General features: G+C 74.8%; 10 protein-coding genes. 3 read left to right on the forward strand and 7 right to left on the reverse strand.

The annotated features are described in order from the left end of the window. Nucleotides 1-64 precede the first annotated feature (64 nt). The 3 genes from ACQP26_RS18615 to ACQP26_RS18625 all read left to right on the forward strand — a co-directional run bounded on the left by ACQP26_RS18615 (nt 65) and on the right by ACQP26_RS18625 (nt 5,801). Nucleotides 65-1,294, forward strand: a complete 1,230-nt coding sequence (locus tag ACQP26_RS18615; RefSeq protein ID WP_433493503.1) for a cellulose binding domain-containing protein — start codon at nt 65-67, stop codon at nt 1,292-1,294. A 287-nt stretch (nt 1,295-1,581) separates the two neighbouring features. Then, complete coding sequence (locus ACQP26_RS18620; protein ID WP_433493504.1) at nt 1,582-3,768, forward strand: BTAD domain-containing putative transcriptional regulator; 2,187 nt, start codon at nt 1,582-1,584, stop codon at nt 3,766-3,768. Next, complete coding sequence (locus ACQP26_RS18625) at nt 3,765-5,801, forward strand: BTAD domain-containing putative transcriptional regulator (protein WP_433493505.1); 2,037 nt, start codon at nt 3,765-3,767, stop codon at nt 5,799-5,801. The genes ACQP26_RS18620 and ACQP26_RS18625 overlap by 4 nt, the downstream gene beginning before the upstream one ends. A 5-nt stretch (nt 5,802-5,806) precedes the next feature. Here the strand turns inward: ACQP26_RS18625 and ACQP26_RS18630 are convergent, their stop codons facing one another. The 7 genes from ACQP26_RS18630 to eccD form a co-directional block, all read right to left on the reverse strand. Then, nucleotides 5,807-8,278, reverse strand: a complete 2,472-nt coding sequence (locus ACQP26_RS18630) for a hypothetical protein (protein ID WP_433493506.1) — start codon at nt 8,276-8,278, stop codon at nt 5,807-5,809. Between the two features lies 1 nt (nt 8,279). Continuing rightward, nucleotides 8,280-8,915, reverse strand: coding sequence for a helix-turn-helix transcriptional regulator (locus ACQP26_RS18635; protein ID WP_269705437.1), 636 nt, complete (start codon nt 8,913-8,915; stop codon nt 8,280-8,282). Between the two features lie 119 nt (nt 8,916-9,034). Next, nucleotides 9,035-9,334 (reverse strand): YbaB/EbfC family nucleoid-associated protein, encoded by a 300-nt coding sequence (locus ACQP26_RS18640; protein ID WP_433496160.1) that lies wholly within the window; start codon nt 9,332-9,334, stop codon nt 9,035-9,037. 53 nt (nt 9,335-9,387) lie between these two features. Next, complete coding sequence (locus tag ACQP26_RS18645; protein ID WP_433493507.1) at nt 9,388-12,675, reverse strand: right-handed parallel beta-helix repeat-containing protein; 3,288 nt, start codon at nt 12,673-12,675, stop codon at nt 9,388-9,390. Nucleotides 12,676-12,679: 4 nt separating this feature from the next. Further along, complete coding sequence (locus ACQP26_RS18650) at nt 12,680-15,688, reverse strand: hypothetical protein (protein ID WP_433493508.1); 3,009 nt, start codon at nt 15,686-15,688, stop codon at nt 12,680-12,682. 7 nt (nt 15,689-15,695) lie between these two features. After that, the gene (eccB, locus tag ACQP26_RS18655) at nt 15,696-17,051 is read right to left on the reverse strand and encodes a type VII secretion protein EccB (protein ID WP_433493509.1); all 1,356 of its coding nucleotides are present in this window, start codon (nt 17,049-17,051) and stop codon (nt 15,696-15,698) included. A gap of 6 nt (nt 17,052-17,057) precedes the next feature. After that, nucleotides 17,058-18,467 (reverse strand): type VII secretion integral membrane protein EccD, encoded by a 1,410-nt coding sequence (eccD, locus tag ACQP26_RS18660; RefSeq protein WP_269705432.1) that lies wholly within the window; start codon nt 18,465-18,467, stop codon nt 17,058-17,060. Between the last annotated feature and the right edge of the window lie 2 nt (nt 18,468-18,469).

Here is an 18,469-nt window from a genome sequence, read left to right on the forward strand (position 1 = left end):
GTGGCCGACACACCGCCACCACCACCATCCGGGGAGCGCCGTCACGACGTCCCCTGGAGGGCGCATGAGAAGACGATCGAAGATCTACGCGGGCCTGGCCGCTGCCCTCGTCCCGCTCGCCACCGTGGTCGTGGCGCTCGGCGCGACACCGGCCGGCGCCGCGATCGGCGGCTCGGGCCCCTACCCCGCCGACTACGAGACCTCGTCGAGCCTGCCCAACCACACCATCTTCCGGCCCCAGACGCTCCCGTCCGAACGCCTTCCCGTCCTGGTCTGGGGCAACGGCGCGTGCTCGGCCAACGGGCTGTCGCAGGGCAACTTCCTGCGCGAGATCGCCTCGCACGGCTTCCTCGCCATCGCCAACGGCGCGCCGAACGGCTCCGGCTCCACGAACTCCCAGATGCTCACCCAGTCGATCGACTGGGCGGTGGCGGAGAACTCCCGCTCGGGCAGCAAGTACTACAACCGGATCGACACCACGAAGATCGCCGTGGCCGGGTTCTCCTGCGGTGGCCTGGAGGCGTACGCGGTCTCCAACGACCCGCGCGTCACCACCACCGGCATCTTCAGCAGCGGCCTGCTCAACGACGCCGACGACTACCAGTTGCGGCGACTCACCAAGCCGATCGCGTACTTCGTCGGTGGGCCCAGCGACATCGCCTACCCGAACGCCATGGACGACTGGGGCAAGCTGCCGTCCGGGCTGCCCGCCTTCATGGGCAACCTGAACGTCGGGCACGGCGGCACGTACGACCAGCCCAACGGCGGCGAGTTCGGCCGGGTCACGGTGCTCTACCTCAAGTGGCGCCTGAAGGGCGACGTCAGCGCCGGCGCCAACTTCGTCGGCCCGGACTGCGGTCTGTGCCGCAGCCAGTGGAGCGTCCAGCAGAAGAACCTGACGCTGGACGGCCCGCCGCCCACCACTCCCCCGCCCACGACCCCGCCGCCCACGACCCCGCCGCCGACCACGCCCCCGCCGACCACTCCGCCGCCGGGCGGGGCCTCCTGCACCGCCGTCTACACCGTCCAGGACCAGTGGAACGGTGGCTTCGTCGCCAACGTGACGGTGACCGCCGGGAGCGCCGCGCTGACCGGCTGGCGGGTGACGCTCGCCCTGCCGGGCGGCACCGCGATCAGCTCACTCTGGAACGGCGTGCCCAGCGGCACCAGCGGCACCGTCACCGTGTCCAACCAGAGCTACAACGGACGCCTGGGTGCGGGACAGAGCACCACCTTCGGATTCCAGGGCACCGGGACCGGCGGCGGCGCCACCGCCACCTGCACCGGTAGCTGAACCACAGCGGTGGGGCCGGCGCCGGACGCCGGCCCCACCGAGGTGAGTATCGTCTCGCCGGGGACGCCCGGCACTCTCCGGTCCGTCGTGGACGGTGCGGACCGGCCTCGCGAAGACTGCCTGCTGGCGCGACCGGTAGCGGTTCGGGACGAGCCCCGCACGTACTCGAAAGCCCTGCGCCGTAAGCCTTTTCGCCATCCACACGAAGTTGACATGGTAGATGGTTGGGCTAGGGTTCCGCCGAACGGTTGTCACCGAGGCAGGTATCCGGTCACCACGAGGACGGCATGACGGCACAGTGCAGTGGCTTCGACATCCGCTTGCTGGGCAATCTCCGGATCACGTACGCCGGGCGGGAGCTGCCGCTGCGCTCGGCGCAGCGCCGGGCCGTCTTCAGCGCGCTGGCGCTCACCCCGGAGCGGGGCCTGTCCCGGGACGAGCTGATCACCGCCGTCTGGGGTGACCGTCCACCGGCCAGCGCAACCGGCAACCTCTACACGTACGTCTCCGCCCTGCGCCGGATGCTCGAACCGGACCGGGACAGGTGGTCCTCCGGCCGGGTGCTCACCTCCGAGGGCGGCAGCTACCGGCTGCACCTCGACGCCGACGCCGTCGACGTGCACCGCTTCGAGCGGCTGCGCGACCGCAGCCGTGCGCCACGCGCCGCCGGGGACACCGCCGGTGAACTGGCGGCGCTGGACGCCGCGCTGGCGCAGTGGCGGGGTGACGAGGCGCTCGTCGGCGTACCGGGACCGCGGGCGGCCGGCCACCGGATCCGGCTCGGCGAGCTGTACCTGACCACAGTGGAACGCCAGGCCGAGCTGATGCTGGGCCTCGGGCGCGGCGCCGAGGTCGTCGACCGCCTGCTCGCGCTCGCCGGCCGCCACCCGGCCAGGGAAAGCCTGTACGCGCTGGCGATGCGGGCGCTCGCCGCGCAGGGCCGTGCCGCCGAGGCGCTCACGCTCTACGCCACGCTGCGGGACCGCCTGGTGGAGGAGTCGGGCACCGAACCCGCCGCCGCCGTCCGGCAGATCCACGACCAGTTGCTGGGCGCGGCTCCCGCACCGGTGCGCAGTCCGGTACCGCACCGGCATCCCGGCTTCCGGGGCCGCGCCGCCGCGCTGAACCGGCTGCGCACGGCGGTCACCGGCCTCGCGGGAGGGCGCGGTGGCAGCGTCTGGATCAGCGGCGAGGCGGGCATCGGGAAGTCGGCGCTGCTGGCCGAGGGGCTGAGCGGCGCCGCCCCGCTCGGCGCCCAGGTCGGCTGGGCGGTCGGCGACGAGCTGGCGTACCGGATGCCGTTGAGCATCGTGCTGGAGTGCCTCTCCCTGGGCAACGACGCGGACGGCCTGCCCGCCTCGCTGCAGGCCTGCACCGGTGGGGCGCCACCGACCATGACCGTGATCGACACGATCCAGCGGTTCGTGGTCGCGCGGTGCGCCGAGCGGCCGCTGCTGCTGGTCCTGGACGACCTCCAGTGGGCCGACGACATGTCGCTTCTGGTCTGGCACGCGCTGCACAAGCTCACCACGCGGCTGCCGCTGCTGCTCGTCTCCGCCGCGCGCCCGGTCCCGGCCGGATACGAGGTGCGGCTCCTGCGCCGGGTGCTGCCCCGCGACGGCACCACGCTCGTCGAACTCGGCCCGCTGGACGACGACACGGCCGCCGGCCTGGTACGCGCCTGGTCCCGCCCGCCCGGTCCCAACCCGGGTGCCACCCGCTCCTTCGTCGCGGCGGCCGCCGGGAACCCGTACTACCTGCGTCATCTCGTGCTCGCCGACCGGGACGGGCGGACCGCAGACACGCCCGGACCGGACCTGACCGACGCCGTCTCCCGGCACCTGCAACCACTCGCCGACGACACCCGCCAGTTGCTCCGGGCGATCGCCTTCCTCGGCGACAACTACCTGGTGGCCGACCTGGCCGCGGTCACCGGCAGGTCGGCGCCGGAGCTCGTACCCGCGGTGGAGGAGGCGCTGGCCGCCGGGGTCCTCGTCGAGGACGGGCGCCGCCTGCGGTTCCGGCATCCGGTCGTCCGCCGGGTCCTGCGCGGCGCGATCCCGACCGCGCTGCGGGTGCTGATGCACAGGCAGTTCGCCCAGCGGCTCGCCGAGGCCGGCGCCGACCTCGGCCGGGTCGCGGGCCAGCTGCTGGCCGGTCCGGTGCCTGTCGACACGTGGGTGCAGGACTGGCTGACCGCGCACGCCGCGCAGCTGAGCGTCGTCGCCCCCGCGCCCGCGATCGCGGTGCTGCGGCACGCCGTCGCCTCGCCCGGCCTGTCCGCGCCGTCCCGCGAGCTGCTCACCGCGCACCTGGCCCGGGTGCTGCACCGCTGCGGGCTGCCCGCCGGTGCCGAGGCGAGCTGGGTGTCGGCGCACACCGCGGACGCCGCGGCGCGCGCCGAGATGAACCGGATCGCCGACCCGGGCGGACCGTCCCCGAGCGTCGGACCGGCGGTCGTCGGGCACCGGTGAGGAGACTGCGCGTCACCGTGCTGGGCCCGGTACGGGCCTGGAGCGGCGAGTCCGAGATCGACCTCGGGCCGGCGCGGCGGCGTGCCCTGTTCGCGATGCTGGCCGCGAACGCCAACCGCCCGGTCACCCGCACCGAGCTGATCCGGGCGCTGTGGGGCGAGTCGGCGCCGAGCGCCGCGGCGGGCAACATCTACACCTACGTCTCCGGGCTGCGGCGCAGCCTCGGCGCGGCCGGTGGACTGCTGCGCTCCGGCCGGGCCGGATACACGCTGCGCCTCGAACCGGGTGCCCTGGACGCCGACCGGTTCGAGACGCTGTGCGAGGCGGCCGGGGCGCAGGCCGCCGCCGGCCGGCCCGGTCCGGCGCTGGCACTGCTCGACGAGGCACTCGCGCTCTGGCGGGGCGAGGCGTACGCGAACGTCACCGGACTCTTCGCCGACCTCGACCGGCACCGCCTGACCGAGCTGCGGATCGGCGCGGCGGAGCGGCGGGCCCGGCTGGTCCTGGCCGGCGGCGGGGACGACACGCTGATCGCCGACCTGACCGCCCTCGTCCGCGACCACCCGCTGCACGAGCCGTTCCACGAGCTGCTGATGCGCGCGCTGCACCGGGCCGGCCGGGGCACCGAGGCGCTCGACGTCTTCCACACGGCGCGCCGGGTGCTCGTGGACGAACTCGGGGTCGAGCCCGGCCCGGCCCTGCGCGAGCTGCAGGTACAGATCCTCGCCGAGCCGGCACCGGCCGCACCGGCCGTACCCGTGGCGCCGGACGCGGTGCCCGCGCCCGCCGTACCGTGGCGGGGCCGCCTGGTCGGGCGCGACGGTGAGCTGGCGCTGCTGCGCGGCCTGCTGGGCGCGCTGGGCGAGGGCCGCAGCACGATCGTGTGGATCGAGGGCGAGCCGGGCATCGGCAAGTCGGCGCTGCTCGACGCGGCACTGCACGAGGCGCGGGCGATGGGCCACCGGGTCGCGCGGGGCGTCGCCGAGGAGCTCAGCGGCCGCATCCCGCTGCACGTGATGCGGCGGGCGCTGCGCCTGGAGGACGTGTCGCACGACGACCCGCCAGCGGCCGTCGACCGGGTGCTCGACCACGTCCGCGAGCTGACCGCGGCAGGTCCGCTGGTGCTGGCCGTCGACCATCTCCAGTGGGCCGACGAGGTGAGCCTGCTGGCCTGGGAGCGGCTCGCCGCGCTGACCCGGTGGCTGCCGCTGCTGCTCGTCGCGACCGCCCGGCCCGAGCCCGGCCGCGCCGACCTGGCCCGGCTGCGGCGCGGCGTGAGCACCCGCGACGGGCACCTGATCCGGCTGGCTCCCCTGCCCCCGTCGGACATCGAGCAGATCTTTGGTACGACGGTGGGCGTACCACCCGGCGCGACGCTGCGGTCGCTGGCGCCGCTGGCCGCCGGCAACCCGCTGTACGCCCGGGAGCTGGTCACCGGCCTCGTGGCGGAGGACGGGGTACGGGTGGTCGACGGGCTCGCCGAGGTCGACGCGCGGGCCGACGGCATACCGCGCGCGCTTCTGGACACCGTGCGGGCCAGCCTGGACCACCTCTCCCCCGGTGCCCGGGAGGCGCTGCGCTACGCCGCCCTGCTGGGCGACCGGTTCGCCGTCGCCGAGGTCGCGGCGGTCACCGGACGGACGCCGTTCGACCTGATGGCCGACCTGGAGGAGGCGCTCGCCGCCGACGTCCTCGTGGACGCGGGCGGCGAGCTGGCATTCCGGCAACCGGTGCTGCGGCGGGCCCTCGCGGGCAGCATCCCCGCCGCGCTGCGGCCGACCCTGCGCCGGCACGCGGCGCAGGCGCTCGCGGACGACGGCGGCCCTCTCACCCGGGTCGCCGACCATCTGCTCGCCGGGCCGCCCGAGGTGGACGAGTGGCTGGTGGGCTGGCTGGTCGCGCACGGCGCCGAGCTGTCCCGGCAGGCCCCGGAACCGGCCCGCGAGCTGGTACGCCGGGCCCTGGCGAGCCACCGGGTGCCGGCCGCGCACCGGACGACGCTCGCCGCCCTCCTCGACGGTCCGGAGCGGTAGCGGCCTCAGCGCAGCCCGGGTACGCCCACGAAGCGGCGTGCGGCGGCTGCCGGGACCGGCGTACCCGGGCCGGCGCTGCGCGCGAGGTGCTGACGCAGGGCGGCCAGGGCGAGGGCGTCGAAGCGTACCCGCCCGTCCACCGGCGGCTCCTCCACCGCCAGTTCCCGCAACAGCAGCCGGGCGGGGGCGCCGGCCTCCGGCTCCTGCACCTGGAGCACCGTGAACGCCGTACCGGGCAGGAACAGGACCCGGGCCGGGACGCCGTCGCCGGTCTCGAACGCCGCCGTGCGCCGCGCGGTCGCCGACCAGATCAGCACCTCGACCGCGCCCGGCAGGTCGGCGGGCGGCTCGGCGAGCGCGTTGGTGAACCCCCAGTCGGTGAGCACCCGCCGCTGCGCGATCCGGCGCAGGTCCGCGGTGGTCAGCTCGGCGCCGGCGTACGCGACGCCGCGGTGCACCGGCAACCGGCGTACGCCCGCCGACACGCACCTGGCGAACGGCACGTGACCGCCCGGCTCGGCCGAGCGCAGCGCCTGGTCGAGGCCGTCGCCCGCGGCGGAGAGGTAGAGGCGGACGGCTGTCGCGTACTCCACCGCGTCAACGCCGCCGGCGAGCGCCGGATGCGCGGCGAGCACGTCCGACACGTCGGCGGAGACGGCGGCGATCTCGCGGCGGAACGCGCGCCGGAACCAGGTGCGCTCCTCGTCCAGGTCGGGGCCGGGGCGCACGCCCCGCGCGTCGTCGCCGGGGGTGCGCTGGAAGCGGACGGGCGCCGGTGCGGGGCGGTGCACCGGCAGCGTCATCGTCGGGCTGGTCGCCCAGCCCGCGCCGCCGCCGGGCACCGCCCCGGCCACGTCGGTCGCCGCCACACCCGGCGCGTCCGCGTCCGGCCCCGCATCGTCGATCCCGGCGACGCCCGGCCCGGCCCCGTGCAGCCCGGCCATGCCCGACGCGACCTCGGGGAGCCCGGCAACGTCCAGCCCCGCCCCGCGAAACACGTCCCTGTCCGATCCGGCACCGGGAAGCCGGGCGATGTCCGGTCCGGCTCCGTCCGGCGGGGCGGCGGAGGCGGCACTCGCGAGAGCGGCGCCGCCGTCGGCCGCCCCCTCGGTCGCCGGCACGGACGGGCCGGCCACGGTGACGGGTACCGGCTCCGGGACGGGCACCGGCACCGACGGCGCGGGAGGCAGATCGGCGGCGGGAGCCGTCGTGTGCCGGTACGTGCCGGCCTCGATCCCGCGGGCGGAGAGCCCCGGGCGTCCCGGCGCCACGAGCGAGGACGGCTGCACCGCCACGCGCCTGCGGGTCTCCGGGTCCAGCCGCTCCGCCAGGTCACCGGCCAGTTCCCGGTGGCGCTCGGCCACCGCCGGCGCCGGGTCGTCCACGACCAGCCGGACGCGGTTCGGGTCCATCGGGACGGCACGGATCCGGTCGGCGTGCCGGGGCGGCTGCGGGGCGCGCAGCCAGAGGCCTGCCGGGATCACCTCGACCACCGCGTCGTGGGCGTACTGGTAGACGCGGGGGCCGACCGGCTCGCCGAGTTCCGGCGGTGCGCGGTGCCGCAGGATGCGCGGCGTCACCGCTTTCGCCCCGAGCGTCTCCCGGGGCCGGTAGGCCAGTTCCTCGGCGAAGACCTGCCAGCCGGGCCGCCCGTCGGTGCCGACCGTGAACAGGGCCGGACCGCCCGGGCGGCCGGTGGGCACGCCGGTGAAGACACGCACCGGGCAACGCAGCAGGTCGGCCAGCGCCTGCCCGAACTCCTCACCCTCGGGCAGCGCGACCGGGCCGTACTGGACGAAGCGGGCGTGCTCGCGGCCCTCGGGCGCCAGCCCGCGCCAGAACCGGGCGATGTCGTCGAGGCGCAGCGGAGCCGTCCCGGGGCAGCCCACCAGGACCGGCATCGCGTCCGGCAGGCACGGCATCGTCGAGGTGAGGTGGCTTCCGTGTACGGCGACGGCGGCGTCGTCGCGGCTCTCCCGGAGCCAGACGCCGCCGGGTAGCGGCTCGGCGGCGCAGGTCGAGCTGACCGTCAGGTGGTCGACGGCGGCACCGTCCCACGCCGGTACCGGATAGCGCTTCGACTGCCAGACCGGCGTGTGGCCGCGCCGGTAGCAGACCCAGCCGCCCAGATCCGTGGCGTGCACGAACAGCAGTCCCGCCGCGCCCGGGATCATCCGTCCGAAGGGGGCGATCACCGGGCGGCCGAGCCGGTCGGAGAGCCACTGGCCGGCGAGCGCCCCGGTCTCCGGGCGGGCGCCGCAGACCACCAGCCGGATGCCCCGGCGCAGGCGCTGGCGGCGCAGCTCGGTGGCGACGGTGTCCCAGATGTCGAACGGCAGCTCGTGCTGCAGGTCGAGGATCACGATGTCGTTGTCGGGATCCACGTCCACCGAGAGCGCTACCGTACGGGCCTCGGTGCTGATCCGCTCGCGGGCGTGCAGCACCAGGGCGTTGCCGACGGTGTGGCGCGTGATCACCTCAGATCATGCCGGAGCGCAGGGCGTAGGCCACCGCGTGCGAGCGGTTGCGCAGCTTCAGCCGGTGGTTGAGGCCGTAGATGACGTTCTTCACCGTGCGTTCGGAGTAGCGCAGTTCGTCGGCGATCTCGTTGGTGTCGAAGCCCTCGGCCATCAGCCGGAGCACATCGATCTCGCGGGCGGTCAGGCCGGAGGCGTTCAGGCCGTTCGGGTTGAGCACGTCGCGCTGGAGCCGTTCGATGTGCTTGAGCAGCTCACCCACCAGGTTCGGGGGCAGCACGCCGCCGCCGGAGGCGGCCGCCCGGACGCTGTGCACGAGGCGTTCGGCGGTGACCGCCGCGCGCGGCAGGACGGCCACGACCCGGCACTCCACGGCGGTCAGCAGTTCCTGCTCGGTGACCTCCGTGGTGATCAGGACCACCGGCGCGCCGATCTCGGTCGCCGCGAGGCGCAGCATGGCGATCACGTCGGTGGTGAGCCGCTCCGCGGCCACGACGAGCACCTGCGCCCGCGTCCGGTCCGCGCTGTCCAGCAGCGTGATGTCGGAGCGCGACCGGAGGTGGGCGGTCAGGCCGGTGTGGGTCAGCGGGTCGGGCGCGTGCACAAAGACGGCAACTTGCTCCACAGCCATCTCCATCACTGTCAGTAGGGGCTGACAGTCTCATGGAGAGTCCTTCAGGAAATCTCCACACTCTCCTCCGCGCCCGCCGCGAACCGTGAAGATCGGGACGTAACCGCTGGTCAGACTTTTTTCAGTCAGTGAAGATTGATTTCGACGGGGCCCATCTTCTCCGTCGCGAGCTTCCCGGCGTTCGCGGCAGCGGCCTGGATCGCCTCCATGATCGCGGTCTGCAGCGACGCTGCGTCACGCTGCTCGTACACCCGGGGGTCGACCCGGACGGTCTGGACCTTGCCGAGGCCGCTGGCCATGACCACGACGGTGGCGTCCTGCGAGCGGCCGGTGACGATCGCCCGCTCCAGCTCCGACTGCGCGTTGCGCATCTGGTCCTCCAGACGCTGCGCGTTCTCCATGAACTCCTGGAACGACGGTGGGATCGGCGTGGACTCGGGCTGCATGCCGGGCCTTTCTGTTCGGAACGGGCGGACGGTCAGCCGACGGCGGCCAGGCCGCCGAGCCGCTCGCCCACCGCCGGGCCGGGAGCGGCCAGGTCGGCGAGCGCGAGGGTACGGGAGCCGGTGCGCCGGGTCAGGGCCAGCGAGAACTGGTGGGCGGCGTGGACGCTGCGCTCGGGCAACCGCGCGGCCATCTGCGTCAGCGCCGCCCGGACGTCGTCGGGCACCTCGTGGCCCCGCCGTACCAGGTGCCGCAGCACGATCGTGGCCAGCTCGTCGGTGCTGAACTCGGGCACCGACCACTGCTGGCCGAACACCTCGTTCACCGCCGGCACCGCGGCCCGCAGGCTCGCCAGCGCCGACTCGTCGCCGATCAGCACCACCACCGGGTCGCCGAGCCGGGAGCGCATCCGGCCGGCGAGCGCCTCGGCGATCTCCGGCGCCACGCCCGAGCCGTCGTCGACGTAGTCGAGCTGGAGCACACCGCCGGCCGCGTCGTCGAGGGCCGCGTCCACCAGGCTCCCGGCCTGGCCGGGCCACTGCGGCGCCAGTTCCCGGCTCGTGCTCACCCGCACCAGCTGGCCGACCGGCACGAGGCCCAGTTCGGACAGGCAGGCGGTGTACAGCCGGACGTACTCGCTGCGGCCGCTCCCGGCCCGGCCGCCGAGCAGCACGTTGCCCGTGCGGCCGGGCCCGCGGCGGCGGTTGCGTCCCTCGCAGAGCTGCAACAGCGTCTGCCCGGCCGCCTCCTTCACCCGCTGCCCGCCGACCAGGCCGCAGATCCGCTTCCAGCTGCGGGCCGCGTTGATCGCGCCGGTCGGGTCGGTCGCCGCGTCGGGTTGCTCGCCCTGCTCGACCGGCAGGTCCTCCAGCAGCGCCAGCTCGGGTTCGACGTCGGCGGCGGTGAGCCGGTTGAGCTCGCTGTCCTTCGTGGGCGGCGTGGTCGCCAGCCGCGACGCCTGGTTGTTGATCAGCGCCTCGAACAGCTTGCGGGCCACCCGGCCGTTGCCGAACGTCGCGTTCTTCGGCACCCGCGTGAAGTACGCGGTGAGCGCCTCCACCGCGTCGTCGGTCAGCTCGTAGTAGTGCTTGCTGACCAGGTTCGAGGTGATGGTGACGAGTTCCTCGACGGAGTAGTTGGGGAACTCGATGGTGCGGGTGAACCGGGACGCCATACCGGGGTTGGAGGCGAGGAACTGCTCCATCAGCTCGGAGTAGCCCGCGACGATCACCACCAGCTCGTCGCGGTGGTCCTCCATCATCTTCATCAGGGCGTCGATGGCCTCCTGGCCGAAATCCGGCCCGGAGCCGCCCGAGCCGCTGGACAGCGTGTACGCCTCGTCGATGAAGAGCACGCCGCCGAGCGCCTTGGTGACCAGCTCGGTGGTCTTGATCGCGGTGGAGCCGATGTACTGGCCCACCAGGTCGGCCCGCGCCGCCTCGACCATGTGTCCCTTGGACAGGATGCCCAGTTCCTTGAGCACCGAGCCGTACAGGCGGGCCACGGTGGTCTTGCCGGTGCCGGGCGGGCCGGCGAAGACCAGGTGCCGGCTCATCGGCGGCATCGGCAGGCCCATCTGGAGCCGGACCTGCGACATCTTGATCAGGTTGATCAGCGCGGTGACCTCCTGCTTCACCCCGCGCAGACCGATCAGCCCGTTCAGCTCGCGAAGCGGCTCGCTCAGCTCGTCCGCGCCGTTCTCCACCGCCGTACCCTCGTCGCCGGCCACCGGGACCGGCGCGGCGGCCGGCGGGCCGGCGGGCGCCGGGGTGGCCTGCGGGCGGCCCACCGTCAACGCCTCGGTGGTCACCGTGGCGCCGGACGCACGGCGGACGTCCTCGCCGCCGCTGTCGCGCACCACGCACCGGGTGAGCGCGACCGGCTCCACGGTGTCTACGCCGATGCCGGCCGCGCCGCTGCCCAGCACCTCCCCGTCGCTCACCGAGCCCCGGGAGCCCGCCTCGAAGACGATCCCGTCGGCCCGGGCGTCCCGCACCCGGGTCTGCGTGACGGTCGCCGAACCGGTGACCCGCAGGCCGTCGCGGGCCGCGCCGACGATCTCGCTGTCCCCCAGCTGGAGCGCGCCCTCGGCCAGCACGCCGGAACCGCGCAGCAGGGCCGCGCGCAGCGTCAGGTCGGCGCCGGCGCCCACCCGCACGCAGGCCGCGCCCGTGCCGGTGAGGCGGGCCTCGTGGACGACGCCCCGCGCGGGCCCGGTCAGCGCGAGCGCCGTCGCCTCGCCCGCGTCCACCACCAGATCGGTGCCCTCCAGCGAGGCGCCCTCCTGGACCAGCACCCCGTCGCCGGTGGTGATCTCGGCGCGCAGCCGCTGGAGCACGACAGCCGACTCACCGGCGAGCACGGCGACGTTGTCGCGGGTGCCCCGCACCGTCAGCCCGAGGAACCGGGGTGAGCCACCGCTGACGGCGACCCCGACGGGCGCGTCCTGGACGGTGCAGTCGGTGAAGGTCGGCCGGCCGCCGCCGAGCACCTGGATCGCGGTGTGCCCGGCACCGCCGAACGTGCAGTTGCGGAACGACGGCGACGCGCCCTCGGCGATGTGCGCCGACTGCACCGCGGCGCCGGTGAACGTCGAGTCGCTGATCTGCACGTCGGCCTCGCCACGGACGAAGACGTCGACGTTGCCGCTGCCGGTGACGGACAGGCCCCGGATGCGGGCCCAGGCGCGCTGCTCGACCACAAGGGCGGGCTTGCCGGCCCCGGTGATCTCGCACTGCTCGATCGTGAGCCGGGCGTCGCCGCCGGCGCACACGCTGTTCGCGCCCGCCGTCCGCAGGCGGCAGCGGCGCAGCGTCAGGGCGCTCTGCTCCCCGACCACGACGCTGCTGGTGGCGACGTCGTGGACGTCGGTGTCCTCGATCGTGCTCGACCCGGCCGACATCACCACCACGCCCGCGCCGGCCGAGCTGGTCACGTCGCAGCCGCGCAGCGCGACGGTGCCCTGCATTCGGGCCAGCAGCGTCACCCAGGAGGCGCCGCCGACCCGGCAGTCGTCCAGCGCCACCTCGCCCGCGTACACGTCGACGGCCGCCAGCGTGGTGTCGGCGCTGCTGAGCGTGATGCCGCGCAGCTGGGCGCCCTCGCCGCGCACGACGAGGACGCTGCCCTCCTCCACGTGCACCTCGACCGTGCCGGGCTGGACCGCGCTGATCGTCACCCGGTCACCGACCACGAGCTTCTCGACGTACCGCCCGGGGTGCACGTCGATCGTGGCGCCGGGCTCGGCCCGGGACAGCGCGGAACCGATCGTCGGATAGGAACCGGGCTTCCGGTCGCCCACCACAAGAACCTGCCGACTCACCGCGTCATCCCTTCCGGTCCAGGCCGGGCAGCACCCGCAGGCGACCGCGGGCCGCCGCGCCGATGCGTACCCGGGGCTCGGCCGTGGCCCAGCGCTCGACGCTGCGCCGCAGCGACGTGATCGCCAGGTCGTCGAGCGACACCCGGTTGGAGTCGACCCGGCCGGTGTCGTCGATCTCGTTGGCGCCGATCTCCCGCAGCAGGACCGCGCCCCGCTCGCCCGCCGCCGGCCGGCGCAGGTCCAGCACCTTGAAGTTCGTGCCGGGCAGGAACAGCACCCGGTCCTCGACGCGCTCGTCGCCCTCGGGCTCCAGCAGGCTGGTCCGGCGGGCGGTCATCGACCAGATCAGCACGTCGGTGTCGCCGTCCTCGGACGCGCACGGCTGGGTGAGCGCGTTGACGAAGCTCCAGTCGGTGACCAGTCGCCGGTCCTGGTAGAGCGCCCACTCCCCGGCGGTCGGGGACAGCCGGTAGACGGTGGTGCCCCGGAACGACGGCATCCGGGAGACCCCGGCGACCACGCAGCGCGCGAACGGCACGTGCGGCCCCTTGCGGCCGGAGCGCAGGCCGGCGTCGACGCCCGGCCCACGGCCGGTCAGGTAGAGCCGCAGCGCGACCGAGTCGGCGAGCACGTCCTCGGTGGACACGCCGGAGCCCTGCATGCCCGGGTGCTCGGACATGATCCGGGACACCGAGCTGGCCATCACGTCGAACTCGCGGCTGAGCGTGCGGCGCAGCCAGGCGCGCTCGTCGACCAGCCCCTTCTTCTCCGACAGCAGCGCGCCCGCGCCGGCCGACGGCACCGGCTGCACCCGCGCCTCGGCGGCCACCTCCGACGGCTCGTCGGCCTCGGACGGCTCGGCGTTCTTCGCCGTCCCGGCGGTCTCCTCGGTCTTCTCCGTCTCGGGCACGTCCACCGTTCGGGGCACGTCCGCCGGACCGGTCGGGGCGGGCGGCAGGTCGACTGCCACGACGGGTGCCGGCGCAGGAGACACCACCGCTCCGGCGGCGACCGGTGGGGTCGCGAGCGCATGACCGAAGCCGGCGGGCATGGTCGGCGGTGCCGGCTCGTCGGCGGGGGCCACCGGCTCGACGGCGCCGACCGGCGGCGTCGGTGCGGCCACCACAGCGGGTTCGACGGGCGGCGCCGGCTCGGGCGGCGCGGCGGGCGGTTCCGGCAGCTCGGACACGAGCGGCACGGCAGGCGGGGCCGGCAGCCCGGACGCGGGCGACGCGGGCAACTCGGATGCGAGCGGCACCACGGGCGGTACGGCCACGACCGGCGGCGCCGACGGGAGCGGGATCGCAGGCGAGGCCGGCGAGGACTGCGACGCCGGCGGGGCCGAGACCGCAGGCGACGCCGACGGGAGCGGGATCGCGGGCGGGGCCGGCAGGTCGGAGATCAGCGGCACGGCGGGCGGAGCCGGAAGCTCGGGCACGACCCGCGCCGCGGGCGGATCCGGCGGTCCCGGCACCAGCGGGACCGCGGGTGGGGCCGGAAGCTCGGACACCAGCGGCGCCACCGGGGGCGGCGGCAGCGGGGGCGCGGCGGCGCGCGTCTCGTCCGGCGCGCCGACGGCGGGCCCGGTGACCGGGGCGGGCACGGCGACCACCACACTGTCGGCCGCGGGCGGCGCGACCGGAGCGGGCGGGGCGGTCTCCGCGTACACGGGCACCGGCGCGACGGTGCCCGCCGCGCGCATCTCGGCCTCGAGGTCGACGACCATCTCCGCCCGGCTGGCCGGTTTGGCGCCGGGCACCAGCACCGACGCCGGCACCAGCGCCCGGCCCGTGCCGGTCATGCCGTCGACCCGGGCGGCCAGGTCGAGCGCCAGTTCCCGCATCCGGTGGGTGCTGGAGTGGACGGTGTCGTCGAACACGAGCGTGCCGCTGCGCGCGTCGAGCATCGCGGACCGGACCTGCTCGGCGTTCTTCGGCTCGGCCGTGGAGCGTACCCAGAGGCCGGTCTGCACCACCTCGACCACAGCGCCGGGGGCGAACCAGTAGACCCGGGGCGCGACCTCCTCGGCGCCGGTCAGCGGAGGGCGGTGGCTGAGCACTGTGGGCCGGCGGGCCCGCGAGTTGGGGTGCGCACGGGGCGAGTACGACAGTTCGAGCGCGTACGGCGCCCAGCCGAACGCGCCGTCCGGCAGGACGGTACGGATCTCGTAGCGGTGCGGGCTGCCGATCGGCACGCCGGTGTAGCAGGTGACCTCGGTGTTCAGCAGATCCGCGAGCGCCTGGCCGAACGCCTCGCCCTCGGGGATGCGGACCTCGCCGAACTGCACGAAGCGCACCCGCTGCCGGTTCTCCTCGTCGAGTCCGCGCCAGAAGCGCACCACGTCGTCGAGCGACAGCGACGGCGTGCCGGGGCACCCCAGCAGCACGGTCATGGTCTCCGGCTGGCAGGGCACGTACGTGGTGAGCCGTTGCCGTTGCGGGTCGACCACCTGCGGGTCCCGGTTGCTGTGGATCCAGACCCCGGCCGGGATCGGTTCGATCTCGGCGGTGGCGCTGGACGGCCGGGTGTCGATCGCGGCCCGGTCCCATCGCGGCGTCGGGTAGCGCTTGGCGTCCCAGGCCGGCGGGCGGCCGGGCCGGAACCGCACCCAGCCGCTGCCCGGGACGGAGTGGACGAACAGCGTGCCGGCCGAGCCGCGTACCAGGTCGCCGTCCGGGGCGATGACGGTGCGGTTGAGGCGTTCGGCCAGCCACTGACCGGCCATCGCCGCGGAGTTGCCGTGCCGGCCGCAGGCGACGAGACGGATGCCGCGGCGGCGGCGCGGCAGCACCCCGGCCATCGACTCCCAGGCGCTGATCGGCATCCCGTCGCCGAGGTCGAGCACGACCACGTCGTTCTCCGCGTCCTCGATCATGGACAGGGCGAGCGACTGGGCCTCGGGACTGATGGCGTCGTCGGCGTGCACCACGAGGGCGTTGCCGACGGTGTGCTGGACGACGCCCTCCGGACGGTCCTTGCCGCCACCGAACAGGTCCCGGATCCGGGTTGCCATGATCGACCTACCCCACTTCTGCGGCCGCGACGGCCCTCGTGCTCAGCGCCGGTCCCTGGGGCATCAGCGCCAGCAGTTCTCTCGGGAAGGGAACGTTCACGACCCGGTCGAGCTTCAGCGCCCGTACCGCGTCCTGGTCGCCGATCGGGTACGCCTTTCCGTCCTCCGCGATGTAGGTGGGCAGGGGCTGCGCCGCGCCGGTGCCGACCGGTGCCGGGAGCACTGCCATGCCGCTGCCGGGCGCGGTGAGCACCGTCGTGCGGCCGTCGGGGCGGACGCCGGAGCGGGCCAGCGGGACGAGCACCGCGGTGCTGTCGAACCGCGTCCCGTCCACCGCGCTCTGGCGCAGGCAGAGCGCGTACGGGCCGGGTTCCTGCGGGGTGAGGCCGGTCAGGTCGGGCAGCCGGGTGAGCAGCGACCGGTCGGCCGACATCCGGGCCGCGGCGAGGGCAGCGGCGCTCAGCTCCACCGGCTCCTTTCCGGAGGTGGCGGTGGCCAGCAGGAACTCGGTCCGGCTCAGCGGCGCGAGGCCGTCGCGGCGCAGCACCAGGAACTGCTCCGCGCCGGTGTCGGGCCGCTGGCGGAACAGCGTGCCGACCGGGTACGTCCTGTCGCCGACCCGGCCGGAGCGGCCCGCGCCGGGGATGGTGGCCGGTGCCAGGTCCGGCCCGTCGGGCAGGAAGTCGAGCCAGTCGCCCGGGGCGGGCACCTTGCGGGTGGTGGTGGCGCCGAGCGCGGCGAGCACCGCGGGGTCGGCGATCCGGTGCTTGCGGCCGGCGGTCACCAGGTAGGCCGGTCCGTCGGCGCCGCGCACGACGGCGAAGCGGTCGGCCGGCAGCGGGACGGCTTCGGCGCGCGGGTCGAGGTTGAGGCCGAGCCGGTCGCCGGGTTCGTCGGTGACCGAGCCGGGCAGGCAGGCCAGCCACGGACCGGCGACCATCGACCCGGTGGCGACCGACTGCGGGGCGCCGTCGATGCCGATCGACGGTCCGCGCGGGACGTCCTTGATCGACTCCTTCGAGATGAGCTTGACGGTGGCGCCGCCGCCCTGGATCAGCATGGCCGAGGTCAGGTTCGGCGTCGGGCGCAGCACGCCGTCGAGGTAGACGTACCGGTTGCCGCTCTCCTTCTCCACCAGGATCACGCCGCTGCGGGTGTACGCCTTGCTGCCGCCCGGGACGATCCAGCCGTAGACGGCGAACCCGGCCACGACCAGGACGCTGATGAGCACGCCGAAGGCCAGGCCGGTGACGGCGCGCTGCCCGGGTATCTCCGCCGTGGACGGGTCGCCCTGAACCAGGGCGGAACTCAGCCGGCCCATCATGAACTGGTGGGCGTGGACGTGGTCGCGCTGGGTCTGCACCGCCGGCTACCCGAAGAGTCCGCGGGCCCAGGCGTAGAGCCCCAGCACCTGGGCGAGCACCGGCAGCACGGCCAGGCCGGTGGCGACGTCCAGCCCACCGGCGGTGTACTCCCAGAACGGCAGCATGCGCCGCGGCCACGGCCGCAGCGCGGCCATCACCAGCGGCACCAGAAGGGCGACGAGCCCGCCGAGCAGGACGTACCGGCCGGTCGGGGCGAGCTTGTCGGAGAACATCAGGGCCACCATGAGGTAGCCGACGGTACCGGCCGCCACCAGGGCGATCCGCTGCCAGAGCCCGAAGAAGGTACGCGAGCGCAACAGGATTGCACTCGATGTCACGAGCACGAGCGTCCACCCGGACCAGCCCGGCACCCGCATGGTGTGGTGCATCAGCACCGGCAGGACCAGGGCGGAGGCGGTCATGCAGGCGGTCAGGTAGGTGTCCGCCTCGTCGGCGCGCGACTTGACCAGGTCGGAGTCCTCCGGCTCGATGTCGTACGACATGTCGGCGCCGGTCTTGGGCAGTTGTGGCCCGCGCAGCCGGGCCAGTTTCACCGCTGCCCGGGGCGCGATCACGATCAGCACCAGGATCACCGACACGGCCACGGCGGAGACCTTCGGCGCGGTGAGCGCGAAGCCGTCGCCGGCCAGCAGCACGAGCACCACCACCGCGGCGGTCAGCGCGACGATCAGCAGCGGTGCGAACGGCATGACCGGTGTGACGGTGCGCTGTGCGATCAGCAGGAACACGGTCACCGCGACGACCGCGACGGCGGCGGCCAGCCCGGCGCCGGCGTTCCAGGCCACGCCGTCCGGGTCGCCGTCGACGGCGCTGGACGCGGCGACCGCCGCGAAGAACGCCGCGCCGCCGCCGAACAGCAGCGGGATCGCGCCGTCGGTCTGCTGGCGGGCGCTGACGACCGACGCGGTGAACAGGCCGGCTGCGAGCACCGCGCCGGCGATCACCTGGGGCAGCACCGGGCCCCGGTCCACGAGTACGGCGGCGATCAGGCCCATCGCCACCGTGCAGAGCACGAGGAACAGCACCCGGCGGTACTCCGGCTGCCACCTGTCGGCGCGCCGGTTGACCACCGTGGCGACGCCCTCGGCCAGGTCGTCGAAGTCCAGTTCGGGCAGCGGGTCCTGCGCCGGGCGCAGGTGCAGTTCCTCCCCCTCCAGCCAGTCCAGGCTCTCCGGCGTGCCCGACAGCTCGAACGGCGCCTGGCCGAGGCGTTGCAGCACGAACGACTCGTCGGGCACCTCGCCGTCGGGCACCCGGGCCAGGTCGGTGGTGTGCCGCACCAGCAACGGCATCAGGTTCGCCACCGGCATCCGTACCGGCACGGCCAGATCGGCCCGGCGCGCCGGGCCGATCACCGTGATGCGGCACAGTTGATCGTTGAGCGCTGCGGTCACCA

Origin of the sequence: Micromonospora sp. CA-248089 (assembly GCF_050948515.1) — a bacterium.
Taxonomy (GTDB): Bacteria; Actinomycetota; Actinomycetes; order Mycobacteriales; family Micromonosporaceae; genus Micromonospora.

Coding starts and splice junctions, on each gene's coding strand:
- ACQP26_RS18615 (WP_433493503.1), top strand. CDS start 65: ATGAGAAGACGATCGAAGATCTACGCGGGCCTGGCCGCTGCCCTCGTC.
- ACQP26_RS18620 (WP_433493504.1), top strand. CDS start 1,582: ATGACGGCACAGTGCAGTGGCTTCGACATCCGCTTGCTGGGCAATCTC.
- ACQP26_RS18635 (WP_269705437.1), bottom strand. CDS start 8,915: ATGGAGATGGCTGTGGAGCAAGTTGCCGTCTTTGTGCACGCGCCCGAC.
- ACQP26_RS18650 (WP_433493508.1), bottom strand. CDS start 15,688: ATGGCAACCCGGATCCGGGACCTGTTCGGTGGCGGCAAGGACCGTCCG.